Here is a 14,986-nt window from a genome sequence, read left to right as displayed (position 1 = left end):
CATGTCCCCGTCAACCTGGACCATCTCCGAGCTCGCCCGCGAGTTCGACGTCACGCCCCGCACGATCCGCTTCTATGAAGACCAGGGGATCGTCAGCCCGGCGCGCGAGGGGCGCAACCGCATCTTCGGTCCGCGCGACCGCACGCGGCTGAAGCTGGCGCTGCGCGGCAAGCGGCTGGGCCTGCAACTGTCGGAAATCCGCAGCCTGATCGACATGTACGACGGCCCCGGCGACACCGACGTCCAGCTGCGCCAGTACCAGAGCGTGCTCGCGCAGCACCGCGCCATGCTGGAGCAGCAGCGGCGCGACATCGACGACACCCTGCACGAGATCGCGGAACAGGAACGCCAATGCAGCGACCTGTTGGCGCACAAGTCCTGAACGCGCCGTGGCGGTCCTGCAGACCTTCCTGCTGTTCGTCCTGACGGCGCTGGCCGAGATCATCGGCTGCTATCTGCCGTACCTGTGGCTGCGCAAGGGCCATTCCGCCTGGCTGCTGCTGCCCGCCGCGGCCAGCCTGGCGCTGTTCGCCTGGCTGCTGACGCTGCATCCCGAAGCCTCGGGCCGTGTCTACGCGGCCTATGGCGGCGTGTACATCAGCATGGCGCTGCTGTGGCTGTGGCTGGCGGACGGCGTGCGTCCGGTCGCCAGCGACTGGATCGGCGCGGGGCTTTGCCTGGCCGGCATGCTGGTGATCATGTTCGGGCCGCGTTCGGCTTGAGGCCCGGGCCGGCGTCTAGCCGCGCCAGGTGGCCCTGACGCCGTCCCGCCCCTCTTTACGCCTCAAGCGTCCTCGCGCACCAGCCCCGTCACCAGCGCCGCCGCCGTCCTGCGCAGGCGCGCGGGGTCGCCCTCGATGCGCTCCATCACCGCCAAGCCGCGCGTGAATGTCACCACCACCTCGGCCGCGTCCTCCGGCGGCAAGGCCAGCTGCGAACGCGCCGGCTCGGTCGAAAGAGCCTCGCGCACCAGCTGGCGCAGATCCTCCACCAGCCGCGCCAAGCGCTTGCGGATCACCGGCCCCACGGCCTCGGCCTGCGTCGCGGTCTTGGTGGTCAGGCAGCCGCGCGACGGGCGGCCGGACGTCATGTTGCGGATGGCCACCGCGTAGAAACCGTCCAGTGCGGCGCGCGCGCCCGGCGCGGCCAGGGCCTTGCGCGCCTCGTCCTGGAAGCGCGCCGCGTAGGTATCGAACGCCAGCAGGAACAGCGGCTCCTTGCCGCCATACGCGTGATAGAGCGAGCCGCGCTGCACCTCGGCCGCCTCGGCCAGGTCGGCCATGGACGTGGCTTCCCAGCCCTTGCGCCAGAACACGTCCAGCACCGCCGCCAGCACCTTCGCCTCGTCGAACTGCCTGACTCCCGCCATGACGGCCTCCCTCTACATTCTTGACATAGCTGTCAAACTTGACAACACTGTCAATCATAAACGCTTCCGGGCCATGGCGGCGCGGCGGTTCCAGCGCCCTACGGCGGCAAAGCGAGGCCTTGAATGCAAGTCAGCAGCGACTCCCCCCGCGCCCGTTGGGCCGGCATCCTGTGCGGCCTGGGCTCGGCGCTGATCTGGGGCGCCTTTCCCGTGGTCACGCGGCTGGGCATCACGCAGCAGGCGCTGGACGCCTACGACATCACCTTCATCCGCTACACGGTGGCCGGCCTGATCCTGCTGCCCTACCTGCTGCGCCGGGGCCTGATGGGACTGAGCTGGAAGGCCGCCGCGCTGATGGTCGCCGGCATCGGCGCGCCCTACATGCTGGTGGTGTCGCTGGGACTGGCGCTGGCGCCGGTGGAGCAGTTCGCGGTAGTGACGCCGGGCAGCATGATCGTGTTCGCGGCCCTCATCAGCGCCTGCGGATCGCGCGCGCTGCCGCCTGCCCGCGAAACCGCCGGCCTGGCGCTGATCGTTGCCGGCATCGCGCTGGCGGGCATGCAGGCCTTCGCCGCGTCGCGCACGCCGCCGCAGGCCTATGCGATCTTCCTGGCGGGCGGGCTGATGTGGGCGGCCTACACGGTGATGTCGCGGCGCAGCGCGGCGTCGGCCCTGCATGCGACGGCGGTGGTGTCGGTGTTCTCGATGGCGCTCTATGCGCCGCCCTATCTGGCGGCCAGGGGCCTGGCGCTGCTGCATGCGCCGTGGCCCGACATCCTGCTGCAGGCCCTCTACCAGGGCGTGCTGGTGTCGACGGTGGCGCTGTTCCTGTTCAGCCAGTCGGTGCGGCTGCTGGGGCCGGCCACCGGCGCGACCTTCGCCGCGCTGGTGCCGGGTTCGGCCACCTTGCTGGCGGCCGTCATGCTGGGCGAGCATCCCGGCGCTCCGCTGCTCGCGGGGCTGGCGATCGTGACCGCCGGGATGGCCCTGACGCTGTTGCGGCCCGCCAGGACCCGCGGCAAGCGCGGGCCCGACGGAACGACTATCGTCACTCGGCCTTGATGCCGCCTTCCTTGATGACGCGGGCGTTGCTCGCGTACTCGTCCTGCACCTGCTTGACGAAGGCGTCGCCGGCGGCGGTGCCCGGTTGCAGGTAGGACTTGGCCAGCAAGTCCTTGAAGTCGGCGCTGGCGGTGGCCTTGGCCAGCGCGGCCTGCACCGACTGCACCACGGCCGGCGACAGCTTGGCCGGACCGAACACGCCGAAGTTCGAGTAGTACTGCAGCTGCGGCAGCTTCAGTTCGGCCATGGTGGGCACGTCGGGCCAGGCGGCCAGGCGTTGCGGCGCCATCACCGCCAGCGGCTTGAGCGCGCCGCTGGCCACGTGCGGCAGCACCACGTCGCTGTTGATCACCAGCAGCTCGACCACGCCGCCCAGGCCATCGGTCAGCGCCTGGCTGTTGCCGCGATACGGCACGTGCAGCATCTTGGTGCCGGTCTGCGCGGTCAGCGCCGACATGCCGATGTGGGCCACGGTGCCCTGGCCCGGCGTGCCGTAGCGCACGCCGTCCGGACGCGACTTGGCGAATTCGATCAGGCCGGCGAAGTCCTTCACCGGCAGCGCCTTGGTGGCGACGATCGCGACCGGAGCGACGGCCACGCTGGCCAGCGGCGTCAGGTCCTTCAGCGGGTCGTAGTTGGTCTTGGCCAGATGCGGGTAGATCGTCAGCGGGCTGGTCGAGGCCAGCAGCAGGGTGGTGCCGTCCGGCTGCGCGCGGGCCACCACGTCGGTGCCCACCGAGGCGCCAGCGCCCGGCTTGTTCTCGACGATGACGGTGATGTTCGATTCCTTGCGCAGCACGTCGCCCAGGCGGCGCCCGATCGCGTCGGCGCTGCCGCCGGCGGTGTAGGGCACGACCAGCGTGACGGGCTTGGCGGGCCAATCCTGGGCCATTGCGCCGCTTGCCATGATTGCCAGGGCCGCCCCCGCGGCCTTGATCAGCAATGTCTTCTTTTTCATATCTTCCTGATGATGTTGCGTAGCACTGCGTTGAAGTAAAGCGTGTGCCGGTCGACAGACCGGGTAGAACAACTTGCGGGTAAGACTAGGGAAAAGCGAGGTAAGACATCGGTCGGGCGGCCCGCGCGCCAGGCGCCGGCCGCCGTGGATTCGGAAACGGGATCAGGCCGCCAGATAGCGCTGCGCCAGCCGCACCCAGTAGCTCGCGCCCGGCGCGATCAGCGCGTCGTTGAAGTCGTAGCTGGCGTTGTGCAGCATGCAGGGGCCCAGGCCGTGGCCGGCATGGCGGTGGTCGCCGTCGCCGTTGCCCAGGAAGATGTAGCAGCCGGGCTTGGCCTGCAGCAGGAACGCGAAGTCCTCGGACGCCATGGCCGGCTCGATGATCCGGGCGCGGCCTTCGCCGGCCACTTCACGCGCCACCTCCAGGCAGAACGCCGTCTCGGCCTCGGTATTGACCAGCGCCGGATAGCGGCGCTGGAAATAGACCTCGGCCTCGCAGCCGTGCGCGGCGGCGATGCTGCCGGAGATCTCGTGCATGCGGCGCTCGATCAGGCCGACCACTTCATCGCTGTAGGCGCGCACCGAACCGCCCAGCCAGGCGCTGTCGGGAATCACGTTGATCACGCTGCCGCCGGCCTGCACCTGGGTGATCGACAGCACGGCCGCGTCCAGCGGGCGCTTGCTGCGGGTCAGGATGGTCTGGAACGCCTGGCCGATGGCGAACAGCGCGGGCACGGGGTCGGCGCAGTCCTGCGGCGCGGACGCGTGGCCGCCCTTGCCGCGCACGGTGATCTTGAAGCCATTGGCCGCCGCCATCATGGGGCCGGCGCAGACGCCGAACGTGCCGGCTTCCATGCCTGGCCAGTTGTGCATGCCGAACACGGCCTCGCAGGGGAAGCGCTCGAACAGCCCGTCCTGGATCATGGCGCGGGCGCCAGCGCCGCCTTCCTCGGCCGGCTGGAAGCACAGGTACACCGTGCCGTCGAAGCCGCCGTGCTGCTGCAGATGGCGGGCCGCGGCCAGCAGCATGGCGGTGTGGCCGTCGTGGCCGCAGCCGTGCATCTTGCCGTCATGGCGCGAACGGTGTTCGAACTGGTTTTCCTCCTGCATCGGCAGGGCGTCCATGTCGGCGCGCAGCATGATGGCGCGGTCCGACTTGCCCTGGCGCAGCACGCCGACCACGCCGGTCTTGGCGATGCCGGTATGGACCTCGATGCCCCAGCCGCGCAGCGTGTCGGCCACCACCTGGGCGGTGCGGTGCTCTTCGTAGCACAGCTCCGGATGGGCGTGCAGATCGCGCCGCAGCGCCACGATGTCTTCCAGGTTAGATAGTTCGGGCACCGCCAACTCCGTTGCAATGTTTCGAAATAAAACAGGAGCCCGATAATACTCAGACACCGTGACCGGCACACAATCATTTGCCTAGGGAAAACCCCAATCTAATTTACGTTTACGTAAACGTAATATTTGCGGTGCATCATTGCGCGGCGACGACGGTTCGGCGCATGATGCGAGCACGCGACGGATCTGGCGCGGTAGTTGGCGCCTACAAGAACATGTAAGTACCTACTATCACGGAGACATCGATGAATCTTCCCGGACTGAACTTCGACCTGGGCGAAGACCTGGACATGCTGCGCGATGCGGTGCGCACTTTCGCCAACGCCGAGATCGCCCCGCGCGCCGCCGAAGTCGACCGCAGCGACCAGTTCCCGATGGATCTGTGGCGCAAGTTCGGGGACCTGGGCGTGCTGGGCATGACCGTCGGCGAGGAATACGGCGGCGCCAACATGGGCTACCTGGCCCACATGGTGGCGATGGAGGAAATCTCGCGCGCCAGCGCCTCGATCGGCCTGTCCTACGGCGCGCACTCCAATCTGTGCGTGAACCAGATCAACCGCAACGGCACCGCCGCGCAGAAAGCCAGATACCTGCCCAAGCTGATTTCCGGCGAGCACGTCGGCGCACTGGCCATGAGCGAGCCGGGCGCCGGCTCCGACGTGGTCAGCATGAAGCTGCGCGCCGACAAGAAGGGCGACCGCTACGTGCTCAACGGCACCAAGATGTGGATCACCAACGGCCCCGACGCCGACACCCTGGTGGTCTACGCCAAGACCGATCCCGAGGCGCGCCAGCGCGGCATCACCGCCTTCCTGGTGGAAAAGGGTTTCAAGGGCTTCTCGGTGGCGCAGAAGCTGGACAAGCTGGGCATGCGCGGCAGCCACACCGGCGAGCTGGTGTTCCAGGACTGCGAGATCCCCGAGGAAAACGTGCTGGGCCAGGTCAACGGCGGCGTCAAGGTGCTGATGAGCGGCCTGGACTACGAGCGCGCCGTGCTGTCCGGCGGCCCGGTCGGCATCATGCAGGCCGTGATGGACGTGGTGGTGCCCTATATCCACGACCGCAAGCAGTTCGGCCAGGCCATCGGCGAATTCCAGCTGATCCAGGGCAAGGTCGCCGACCTGTACACCACGCTGCAGGCCAGCCGCGCGTTCTGCTACCAGGTCGGCAAGAACCTGGACCGCCTGGGCGCCGAGCACGTGCGCCAGGTGCGCAAGGACTGCGCCGCGCTGATCCTGTACACCGCCGAGAAAGCCACCTGGATGGCGGGCGAGGGCGTGCAGATCCTGGGCGGCAACGGCTACATCAATGAATACCCGGTGGGCCGCCTGTGGCGCGACGCCAAGCTCTACGAGATCGGCGCCGGCACCAGCGAAATCCGCCGCATGCTGATCGGCCGCGAGCTGTTCGCCGAAACGGCCTGATCCACCGCCCCGCCCGCGTGCCGCCATGATCCGCATGTCCGACGTCCAGCGCATCGAGCAGGCGCCCGTTCCCGGGCCCTCGCCGCGCGACGTCGCCCAGCGCATCCTGGCCGGCTTCGACCGCCACTACGCGCTGTTCCGCTACAGCGCTCAGCGCGCCAAGTCGCTGTATGAATCGGGCGACTGGCACGGCATCCAGCGCCTGTCGCGCGAGCGCATCGAGTACTACGACATGCGCGTGCGCGAATGCACCGCGCAGCTGGAAGGCGCGCTACGCGGCCGGCCGGGCGGCGCGGTGCCCCTGAACGGCGCGGACGCGGCCAACGGCAAATCCGCCGCGAATGGCGCCGGCGGCGCAACCAACGGCAAGCCCGCCACGAATGGCGGCAACGGCCCGGACGGCGGCGCGCCCGCCGCGCTGGACCAGGCGCAGACCGCGTTCTGGCAGCAGGTGAAGCAGGAATTCGTCGGCCTGCTGGCAGACCACCGCCAGCCCGAGTGCGCCGAGACCTTCTTCAACTCGGTGTCCTGCCGCATCCTGCACCGCGACTACTTCCACAACGATTTCCTGTTCGTGCGCCCGGCGGTGGCCACCGACTACCTGGACAGCAGCATGCCGTCCTACCGGGTCTATTACCCGGTGGCCGACGGCCTGCAGAAAAGCCTGATCCGCATGGTGGCCGACTTCGGGCTGGCGCTGCCGTTCGAGGACCTGCCGCGCGACACGCGCCTGCTGGCCCGCGCCGCCGTCAAGCAACTGCGCGCGCAGCTGCCGCGCCACGTCGGCCGGCGCATCGCCAGCGACTGCCAGATCCATGCGCTGGGCTCGCTGTTCTTCCGCAACAAGGGCGCCTACATCGTCGGCCGTCTGATCAACCAGACCACCGTCTACCCCTTCGCCGTGGCGCTCACGCGCAACCCGGCCGGACAGGTGACGCTGGACGCGCTGCTGCTGGGCGCGGACGACCTGAGCACGCTGTTCAGCTTCACGCGCGCCTATTTCCTGGTGGACATGGAAACGCCGGCCGCCGTGGTCAACTTTCTGTCCACGCTGCTGCCGCGCAAGCCCAAGGCCGAGCTGTACACCATGATCGGCCTGCAGAAGCAGGGCAAGACGCTGTTCTACCGCGACTTCCTGCACCACCTGGCGCATTCGCGCGACGCCTTCGACATCGCGCCCGGCATCAAGGGCATGGTGATGTGCGTGTTCACGCTGCCGTCCTATCCCTATGTATTCAAGCTGATCAAGGACCGCATCGACAAGGACGGCATGGACCACGCCACCGTGCGGCGCAAGTACCAGATGGTCAAGCTGCACGACCGCGTCGGCCGCATGGCCGACACCTGGGAATACTCGCAGGTGGCGCTGCCGCGCGCGCGCTTCGCGCCGGCCCTGCTGGACGAGCTGCGCCGCCTGGTGCCCGACCTGATCGAGGAAACCGCCGACACCGTGGTCATCCGTCACGTCTACATCGAACGCCGCATGACGCCGCTGAACCTGTACCTGCAGCAGGCGCCCGACGCGCTGCTGGAGCCGGCGGTGCGCGAGTACGGCGACGCGATCCGGCAGCTGGCCGCGGCCAACATCTTCCCCGGCGACATGCTGTACAAGAATTTCGGCGTCACGCGCCTGGGCCGGGTCGTGTTCTATGACTACGACGAAATCCAGCGCATGACGGAAATGAATTTCCGCCGCATCCCGCCCGCCCCGAACGAAGAGGCGGAACTGTCGTCGGAACCCTGGTACGCCATCGGCCCGAACGACGTATTCCCCGAGGAGTTCGGACGATTCCTACTCGGCGACGCGCGCGTGCGCGCCGCCTTCATGCGCCACCACGCCGAGCTGCTCGAACCGGAATGGTGGCAGGCCTGCCGCGCGCACGTGGCGCAAGGCAGGATCGAGGAATTTTTCCCTTACGATACAGACAGGCGACTGCGCCCCCGACACGCCGCGGACATCCACGCGGCGGCGGGCGCAGCCTCGCAAACCCCGAGCTGACCAGAACCTCACAGGAGCTAGCCATGTCAGATCCCATCGTTATCGTTTCCGTCGCCCGCACGCCCATGGGCGGCATGCTGGGCAGCCTGTCCGGCCTGGCCGCGCACGAACTCGGCTCGGTCGCCATCAAGGCGGCCGTCGAACGCGCCGGCATCAAGCCCGAACAGGTCGACGAAGTCATCATGGGCAACGTGCTGCAGGCCGGCCAGGGCCAGGCGCCCGCCCGCCAGGCCGCGCTGGGCGCGGGCCTGCCGCTGGGCGTGGCTTGCACCACCATCCACAAGGTCTGCGGTTCGGGCCTGAAGGCCGCCATGTTCGGCCACGACCTGCTGGCCTCGGGCAGCGCCACCATCGTGGTGGCCGGCGGCCAGGAAAGCATGAGCAACGCCCCCTACCTGATGCTCAAGGGCCGCCAGGGCTACCGCTACGGCCACAGCACCGTGTACGACCACATGGCGCTGGACGGCCTGGAAGACGCCTACGACAAGGGCAAGGCCATGGGCGTGTTCGCCGAGGACTGCGCGTCCAAGTATTCCTTCACGCGCGAGCAGCAGGACGCCTTCTCGCTGGAATCGCTGCGCCGCGCCCGCGCCGCCTCGGAAGACGGCAGCTTCAAGTGGGAAATCGCCCCCGTCACCGTGGCCGGCCGCAAGGGCGACACCGTGATCGACACCGACGAGGCCCCCACCAAGGCCATGCCGGAAAAGATCCCCACCCTGAAGCCCGCCTTCAAGAAGGACGGCACCGTCACCGCCGCCAACTCCTCGTCGATCTCCGACGGCGCCGCCGCCATGGTTCTGATGCGCGCGTCCACCGCCGAAAAACTCGGCGTCAAGCCGCTGGCCCGCATCGTGGCCCACAGCCAGCACTCGCAGGAACCGAACTGGTTCACCACCGCCCCCGTCGGCGCGCTGAAGAACCTGTTCGCCAAGACCGGCTGGAAGGCCGAGGACGTGGACCTGTACGAGATCAACGAAGCCTTCGCCGTGGTCACCATGGCCGCCATGACCGACTTCAAGCTCCCGCATGACAAGGTCAACGTCCACGGCGGCGCCACCGCCCTGGGCCACCCGATCGGCGCCTCGGGCGCCCGCCTGATGGCCACCCTGGTCGGCGCGCTGCGCAAGACCGGCGGCAAGCGCGGCGTGGCCACGCTGTGCATCGGCGGCGGCGAAGCCGTGGCGATGGCCATCGAGATGGTCTGATCCCGCACCCCGCTCCGCTTTCCGGGGCGGGCTACCCGCCCGTCCCGGAAACGGATGCCGCTGCGCCTGCTGCCGCCACGGCCCGCAGAGGCGCAACGATATCCGCGCAGTCCCAGGCAGCAATGCCACGCGATACCGACAACCATGCCCGGACCACCGGGCGGCGAGACAAACCGCTCCCCGAGCGCCTTCAAATCCCAACCAGCAGGACGGGTGGAACCCCATGCCCATCATCGAATCCCGCATCAATACGCGATCGCAGGACTACACCGACAACGCCCGCGCCATGCAGGCGCAGCTGGACGACCTGAACCAGCAGCTGGCGCAGACCGCGCTGGGCGGCAACGAGGCCGCGCGCGCCAAGCACGTGGCGCGCGGCAAGCTGCTGCCGCGCGACCGCGTCGAACAGCTGATCGATCCGGGCAGCCCCTTCCTGGAACTGTCGCCAATGGCGGCGCACGGCATGTATGAAGGCGAGGCGCCGGGCGCCGGCGTCATCACCGGCATCGGCCGCGTGTCGGGCACGGAATGCGTGATCGTGTGCAACGACGCCACGGTCAAGGGCGGCACCTACTACCCGCTGACGGTCAAGAAGCACCTGCGCGCGCAGGAGATCGCCGCGCAGAACCGCCTGCCCTGCGTTTACCTGGTCGACTCCGGCGGCGCCAACCTGCCGCGCCAGGACGAGGTCTTCCCCGACCGCGACCACTTCGGCCGCATCTTCTACAACCAGGCCACCATGTCGGCCCAGGGCATCGCGCAGATCGCGGTGGTGATGGGGTCCTGCACCGCCGGCGGCGCCTACGTGCCCGCCATGAGCGACGAGTCCATCATCGTCAAGAACCAGGGCACCATCTTCCTGGGCGGCCCGCCGCTCGTGAAGGCCGCCACCGGCGAGGAAGTCAGCGCCGAGGACCTGGGCGGCGGCGACGTGCACACGCGCCTGTCCGGCGTGGTCGATCACCTGGCCGCCAACGACATGCACGCGCTGCAACTGGCGCGCAACGCCGTCGCGCGGCTGAACCTGCAAAAACCGCAGCCACTGGCGCTGCAGCCCGTGCGCGAACCGCGCTACGACCCGTCCGAACTGAACGGCATCATTCCGGCCGACACCCGCAAGCCCTATGACGTGCGCGAGGTCATCGCGCGCATCGTCGACGGCTCGGAATTCGACGAGTTCAAGGCCCGCTTCGGCCCCACGCTGGTCACGGGCTTTGCCCACATCCAGGGCATGCCGGTGGGCATCGTGGCCAACAACGGCATCCTGTTCTCGGAATCGGCGCAGAAGGGCGCGCACTTCATCGAGCTGTGCGCGCAGCGCAAGATCCCGCTGGTGTTCCTGCAGAACATCACCGGCTTCATGGTCGGCCGCAAGTACGAGAACGAAGGCATCGCGCGTCACGGCGCCAAGATGGTGACGGCCGTGGCCACCGCCGCCGTGCCCAAGTTCACCGTGCTGATCGGCGGCTCGTTCGGCGCCGGCAACTACGGCATGTGCGGCCGCGCCTATTCGCCGCGCATGCTGTTCATGTGGCCCAACGCGCGCATCTCGGTCATGGGCGGCGAGCAGGCCGCCAGCGTGCTGGCCACCGTCAAGCGCGACGGTATCGAGGCGCGCGGCGGCAGCTGGCCGGCGGCCGAGGAAGACGCGTTCAAGACGCCCATCCGCGAGCAGTACGAACGCGAAGGCCATCCGTACTACGCCACCGCGCGCCTGTGGGACGACGGCATCATCGCCCCGGCCGACACGCGCCGCGTGCTGGGCCTGGCGCTGTCGGCCGCGCTCAACGCCCCGATCGAAGACACGCGCTTCGGCGTATTCCGGATGTAGGGCGGCGCAGCCGTCCCTCGCGCAGCCCCAGAACAATCCCGCCTGGATGAACTCCATGTTCGATACTTTGCTGATTGCCAACCGCGGCGAAATCGCCTGCCGCGTGGCCGCCACCGCCCGCCGCCTGGGCATCCGCACCGTCGCGGTGTATTCCGATGCCGACGCCAACGCGCGCCACGTCGCCGCCTGCGACGTGGCCGTGCACATCGGCGGCCCCGAGCCGCGCGCCAGCTACCTGCGCGCCGACGCCATCCTGCAGGCCGCGCGCGACACCGGCGCGCAGGCCATCCACCCCGGCTACGGCTTCCTGTCGGAAAACGAAGCCTTCGCCCAGGCCGCCACCGACGCCGGCATCGCCTTCGTCGGCCCGCCGGCCTCGGCCATCGCCGCCATGGGCAGCAAGTCCGCCGCCAAGTCGCTGATGGAAAAAGCCGGCGTGCCGCTGGTGCCCGGCTACCACGGCGACAACCAGGATCCGCAGTTCCTCAAGACGCAGGCCGACGCCATCGGCTATCCGGTGCTGATCAAGGCCAGCGCCGGCGGCGGCGGCAAGGGCATGCGCGTGGTCGAATCGTCCGGCGCCTTCCTCGACGCGCTGGCCTCCTGCCAGCGCGAGGCCGCCTCCAGCTTCGGCGACGACCGCGTGCTGATCGAGCGCTACCTGCAGAAGCCGCGCCATATAGAGATCCAGGTCTTCGCCGACACGCAGGGCAATTGCGTCTACCTGTTCGAGCGCGACTGCTCGGTGCAGCGCCGCCACCAGAAGGTCATCGAGGAAGCGCCCGCGCCCGGCATGACCGAGGAACGCCGCCGCGCCATGGGCGAGGCCGCCGTGGCCGCCGCGCGCGCGGTGGGCTATGTGGGCGCCGGCACGGTGGAATTCATCGCCGAGCCCGACGGCCGCTTCTACTTCATGGAAATGAACACGCGCCTGCAGGTCGAGCATCCGGTCACCGAGATGATCACCGGCCACGACCTGGTCGAATGGCAGCTGCGCGTGGCCGCCGGCCAGCCGCTGCCGGCGCGCCAGGAAGACCTGCGCATCGAAGGCCACGCCATCGAGGCCCGCATCTACGCCGAGAACCCCGAAAAGGGCTTCCTGCCGTCCATCGGCACGCTGGCCTACCTGGGCCTGCCCGCGCACACGGCCTTCGCCAACGGCGACATCCGCGTGGACGGCGGCGTGCGCATGGGCGACACCATCACGCCGTTCTACGACCCCATGATCGCCAAGCTGATCGTGCGCGGCGCCGACCGCGACCAGGCCCGCGCCCGCATGCTGCAGGCGCTGGCGCAGACGCAGGCCGTGGGCGTGCAGACCAACGTCGCCTTCCTGTCGCGCCTGATGCGCGACAGCGCCTTCGCCGCCGCCGACCTGGACACCGGCCTGATCGAGCGCCAGCGCGAAACCCTGCTGCCCGCGCCGCAACCGGCCGGCGCCGACGCGCTGGCGCTGGCCAGCGCCGCCGTGCTGGCGCGCCAGGGCCTGGCCCAGCCAGGGGCGACCACGCAGGCCTCGGCCGATCCCTGGGCCGCGCGCGACGGCTGGCGCCTGGGCGGCCAGTACCGCCGCGAACTGCAATGGGTGGACAACGGCGAAACGCGCCGCGTCGCCATCGCCCGCCACGGCAAGGACTGGACCCTGGACGCCGGCGACGGCCCGCAACCGTTCCTGTGGCGCGCGCAGGCCAACGCCGGCGGCGCCTTTGGCCTGCGCGTCACGCTGGGCGGCCATGAAAGCGCCGGCACCGTGGCGCTGCACGCCGACCGCGCCTACGTCTTCACCGACGCCGGCTCGCACGCGCTGGAACTGTACGATCCGCTGGCGCACTCGCAGGACACGCAGGGCGAGCACGGCGGCGGCCTGACCGCGCCCATGCCGGGCAAGATCATCTCCATCGCCGTCAAGGCCGGCGACACGGTCGAGAAGGGCCAGCCGCTGCTGGTCATGGAAGCCATGAAGATGGAGCACACCATCTCGGCGCCGGCCGACGGCAAGGTCGCCGAGGTGTTCTACGCCATCGGCGACCAGGTCACGGAAGGCGCGGAGCTGGTGGCGATCGAGTAGTCCAGGCGGCGCGGCGGCGGGCGGGCCACGTGGCCGCCTCGCCGCGCCGCTTGTCCGCGCGCTGGCGGGACTCCGCGACAATAAATGTCAAGGCTGGGGTAACTCCGGAGCGCGGCGCGACATGGCGGTGATACTCTGGTCAGCTGTAGTCCGACACAGGCGATCCGGCCAACACGCCATGCCGAAATTACTGCCTCTTTTCCGAGCCGCCGCCGTCACGGCGGCGCTCCTGGTCCTGCAAGGCTGCGGCCCGGGCGGCGCGCCGTCCTATGTGATCTTCGGCGCCTACTTCCCCCGCTGGCTGCTGGCCGGCCTGATCGGCATCGTCGCTGCCCTGGTCGCGCACCGGCTGTTCGTGGCCAAGGCCTGGAACGGCAAGCTGCCCCTGCAACTGTCCGTGTGCTGCGCCATCGGCATGGTCGTGGCCGTCCTGTTCTGGACGCTGGCGACGAGGTGACCCCATGAAACTCGCCGGCACGCGCAAGACTCCCGCCCTCGGCCGCCTGATCGCGCTGGCCATCATCGCGCTGGGCGTGGCCGCGCTGGCCTACGCCTGGCACCGCAGTGCGAACTACCCCGCCACCGACAGCGCCGGCATCGACGCCGACCTGGTCCACATCGCCACGCCCGTCGGCGGCCGCCTGGTCGGCCTGCCGGTCAAGGAGAACCAGCGCGTCGCCAAGGGCGACGTGCTGCTGGAGATCGACCCCGAACCCTACCGCCTGACCGTGCAGCAGGCCGAGGCCGACCTCGCCATGGCGCGCGCCTCGCTGGAATCGCGCCGCCGCATGCTGATCTCGGAACGCGCCAATTCCGCCATCGCCGACGAGCAACTGCGCCGCGCCGAGGCCAACCACGCGCTGGCCGCGCGCACCGTCAAGCGGCTGGCGCCGCTGGCGGCGCAGGGCTACATCCCGACGCAGCAATACGACCAGTCCCAGGTCACGCTGCGCGACGCCGAGGTATCGCTGAAACAGGCCCAGCAACAGCAGGCGGCGGCCGCCAGCACCATCGGCGACGAGGCCGAGGCGCAGGCCGCCGTGCAGGCCCGCGAGGCCGCCCTGGCGCGCGCCCGCCACTCGCTGGAACAAACCGTGGTGCGCGCCCCCCACGATGGCTACGTGACCGGGCTGTCGGTGCTGACCGGCGAGACCGTCGCGCCCAGCCAGTCCCTCTTCACGCTGGTGGCGTCGGATGAATGGTTCGCCGTCGCCAACTTCCGCGAGACGGACCTGGCGCAGATCGCCATCGGCGACTGCGCCACGGTCTATTCCATGATCGACCGAGGCCAGGCCATGCGCGGCAAGGTCGTTGGCATCGGCGCCGGCGTGCTCGACGGCGACCGCGTCAACCTGCCGCATTCGCTGCCGCTGGTGCAGCGCTCGGTGAACTGGGTGCGCGTGGCGCAGCGCTTCCCGGTCCGCGTCGAACTCGAGGAACCGCCGGCGCAGCTGGTGCGCATGGGCGCCAGCGCCGTGGTCGAGATCCGCCATGGACCGGCCTGCCGCTAGGCCCGGCTTCCCGCGCCCGGGCGCCCCCCCACCGCACCCCCCCGACTACCGGCCCCCCCCCCGCCCTCCCCACGCCCCCCGCGGACCGCCGCCGCCGCCGCGCCCGGGCGCCCGGGCGCGGGGGACCGCGCCGCCGGGGCGGCGCGTCCCAGAGCGGGCGCCGCCACCCGGTGCGCCCCCCGCCGCGCCCACGTCGCCGGCGGCGAGCGAGACGCGGG

Annotated in this window: 13 protein-coding genes; 10 read left to right on the top strand and 3 right to left on the bottom strand. The window is 69.7% G+C overall.

The genetic code is table 11. The features are described 5' to 3' along the window. Position 1: 1 nt before the first annotated feature. On the top strand, positions 2-382 hold the full coding sequence (locus tag KDH83_RS23190; RefSeq protein WP_103271924.1) for a MerR family DNA-binding transcriptional regulator: 381 nt from the start codon (positions 2-4) through the stop codon (positions 380-382). Between the two features lie 7 nt (positions 383-389). Beyond that, positions 390-722: a YnfA family protein gene (locus tag KDH83_RS23185; RefSeq protein ID WP_212320245.1), complete on the top strand. Its 333-nt coding sequence runs from the start codon at positions 390-392 to the stop codon at positions 720-722. A gap of 62 nt (positions 723-784) precedes the next feature. Here the strand turns inward: KDH83_RS23185 and KDH83_RS23180 are convergent, their stop codons facing one another. After that, positions 785-1,369: a helix-turn-helix domain-containing protein gene (locus tag KDH83_RS23180; RefSeq protein WP_212320243.1), complete on the bottom strand. Its 585-nt coding sequence runs from the start codon at positions 1,367-1,369 to the stop codon at positions 785-787. Positions 1,370-1,492: 123 nt separating this feature from the next. Here KDH83_RS23180 and KDH83_RS23175 point away from each other — a divergent pair, with 123 nt between their 5' ends. Next, the gene (locus KDH83_RS23175; protein ID WP_212320241.1) at positions 1,493-2,431 is read left to right on the top strand and encodes a DMT family transporter; all 939 of its coding nucleotides are present in this window, start codon (positions 1,493-1,495) and stop codon (positions 2,429-2,431) included. On the opposite strand, the gene KDH83_RS23170 is transcribed toward KDH83_RS23175, so the two are convergent. Then, positions 2,418-3,389, bottom strand: coding sequence for a tripartite tricarboxylate transporter substrate binding protein (locus KDH83_RS23170; protein WP_103271922.1), 972 nt, complete (start codon positions 3,387-3,389; stop codon positions 2,418-2,420). The genes KDH83_RS23175 and KDH83_RS23170 overlap by 14 nt on opposite strands. 162 nt (positions 3,390-3,551) lie before the next feature. After that, on the bottom strand, positions 3,552-4,730 hold the full coding sequence (locus tag KDH83_RS23165; protein ID WP_212320239.1) for a M20 aminoacylase family protein: 1,179 nt from the start codon (positions 4,728-4,730) through the stop codon (positions 3,552-3,554). A gap of 245 nt (positions 4,731-4,975) precedes the next feature. On the opposite strand from KDH83_RS23165, the gene KDH83_RS23160 reads away from it, so the two are divergent. The 7 genes from KDH83_RS23160 to mdtN all read left to right on the top strand — a co-directional run bounded on the left by KDH83_RS23160 (position 4,976) and on the right by mdtN (position 14,768). Further along, complete coding sequence (locus KDH83_RS23160; RefSeq protein ID WP_212320237.1) at positions 4,976-6,154, top strand: isovaleryl-CoA dehydrogenase; 1,179 nt, start codon at positions 4,976-4,978, stop codon at positions 6,152-6,154. A gap of 25 nt (positions 6,155-6,179) precedes the next feature. Continuing rightward, positions 6,180-8,153, top strand: a complete 1,974-nt coding sequence (aceK, locus tag KDH83_RS23155; protein WP_212320235.1) for a bifunctional isocitrate dehydrogenase kinase/phosphatase — start codon at positions 6,180-6,182, stop codon at positions 8,151-8,153. Positions 8,154-8,176: 23 nt separating this feature from the next. Next, positions 8,177-9,358: an acetyl-CoA C-acetyltransferase gene (locus KDH83_RS23150; RefSeq protein WP_103271919.1), complete on the top strand. Its 1,182-nt coding sequence runs from the start codon at positions 8,177-8,179 to the stop codon at positions 9,356-9,358. Between the two features lie 223 nt (positions 9,359-9,581). Next, positions 9,582-11,189 (top strand): carboxyl transferase domain-containing protein, encoded by a 1,608-nt coding sequence (locus KDH83_RS23145; RefSeq protein ID WP_212320233.1) that lies wholly within the window; start codon positions 9,582-9,584, stop codon positions 11,187-11,189. A gap of 55 nt (positions 11,190-11,244) precedes the next feature. Next, positions 11,245-13,257, top strand: coding sequence for an acetyl/propionyl/methylcrotonyl-CoA carboxylase subunit alpha (locus tag KDH83_RS23140; RefSeq protein WP_212320231.1), 2,013 nt, complete (start codon positions 11,245-11,247; stop codon positions 13,255-13,257). A gap of 178 nt (positions 13,258-13,435) precedes the next feature. Beyond that, entirely contained in the window at positions 13,436-13,714 is a 279-nt protein-coding gene (locus KDH83_RS23135; RefSeq protein WP_212320229.1) for a hypothetical protein, read from the top strand. Positions 13,715-13,718: 4 nt separating this feature from the next. Then, entirely contained in the window at positions 13,719-14,768 is a 1,050-nt protein-coding gene (mdtN, locus tag KDH83_RS23130; RefSeq protein ID WP_103271915.1) for a multidrug transporter subunit MdtN, read from the top strand. Positions 14,769-14,986 lie beyond the last annotated feature (218 nt).

Origin of the sequence: Achromobacter sp. Marseille-Q0513, assembly GCF_018195695.1 — a bacterium.
Classification (GTDB): domain Bacteria; phylum Pseudomonadota; class Gammaproteobacteria; order Burkholderiales; family Burkholderiaceae_B; genus Achromobacter.
The sequence above is the reverse complement of the archived record's forward strand: the minus strand, read 5'-3'. Positions and strand labels throughout refer to the sequence as shown.

What these genes read in the sequence shown, in the direction of transcription:
- KDH83_RS23190 (WP_103271924.1), top strand. Translation starts at nt 2, where the DNA reads ATGTCCCCGTCAACCTGGACCATCTCCGAGCTCGCCCGCGAGTTCGAC.
- KDH83_RS23180 (WP_212320243.1), bottom strand. Translation starts at nt 1,369, where the DNA reads ATGGCGGGAGTCAGGCAGTTCGACGAGGCGAAGGTGCTGGCGGCGGTG.
- KDH83_RS23175 (WP_212320241.1), top strand. Translation starts at nt 1,493, where the DNA reads ATGCAAGTCAGCAGCGACTCCCCCCGCGCCCGTTGGGCCGGCATCCTG.
- KDH83_RS23170 (WP_103271922.1), bottom strand. Translation starts at nt 3,389, where the DNA reads ATGAAAAAGAAGACATTGCTGATCAAGGCCGCGGGGGCGGCCCTGGCA.
- KDH83_RS23160 (WP_212320237.1), top strand. Translation starts at nt 4,976, where the DNA reads ATGAATCTTCCCGGACTGAACTTCGACCTGGGCGAAGACCTGGACATG.
- aceK (WP_212320235.1), top strand. Translation starts at nt 6,180, where the DNA reads ATGATCCGCATGTCCGACGTCCAGCGCATCGAGCAGGCGCCCGTTCCC.
- KDH83_RS23150 (WP_103271919.1), top strand. Translation starts at nt 8,177, where the DNA reads ATGTCAGATCCCATCGTTATCGTTTCCGTCGCCCGCACGCCCATGGGC.
- KDH83_RS23145 (WP_212320233.1), top strand. Translation starts at nt 9,582, where the DNA reads ATGCCCATCATCGAATCCCGCATCAATACGCGATCGCAGGACTACACC.
- KDH83_RS23140 (WP_212320231.1), top strand. Translation starts at nt 11,245, where the DNA reads ATGTTCGATACTTTGCTGATTGCCAACCGCGGCGAAATCGCCTGCCGC.
- KDH83_RS23135 (WP_212320229.1), top strand. Translation starts at nt 13,436, where the DNA reads ATGCCGAAATTACTGCCTCTTTTCCGAGCCGCCGCCGTCACGGCGGCG.
- mdtN (WP_103271915.1), top strand. Translation starts at nt 13,719, where the DNA reads ATGAAACTCGCCGGCACGCGCAAGACTCCCGCCCTCGGCCGCCTGATC.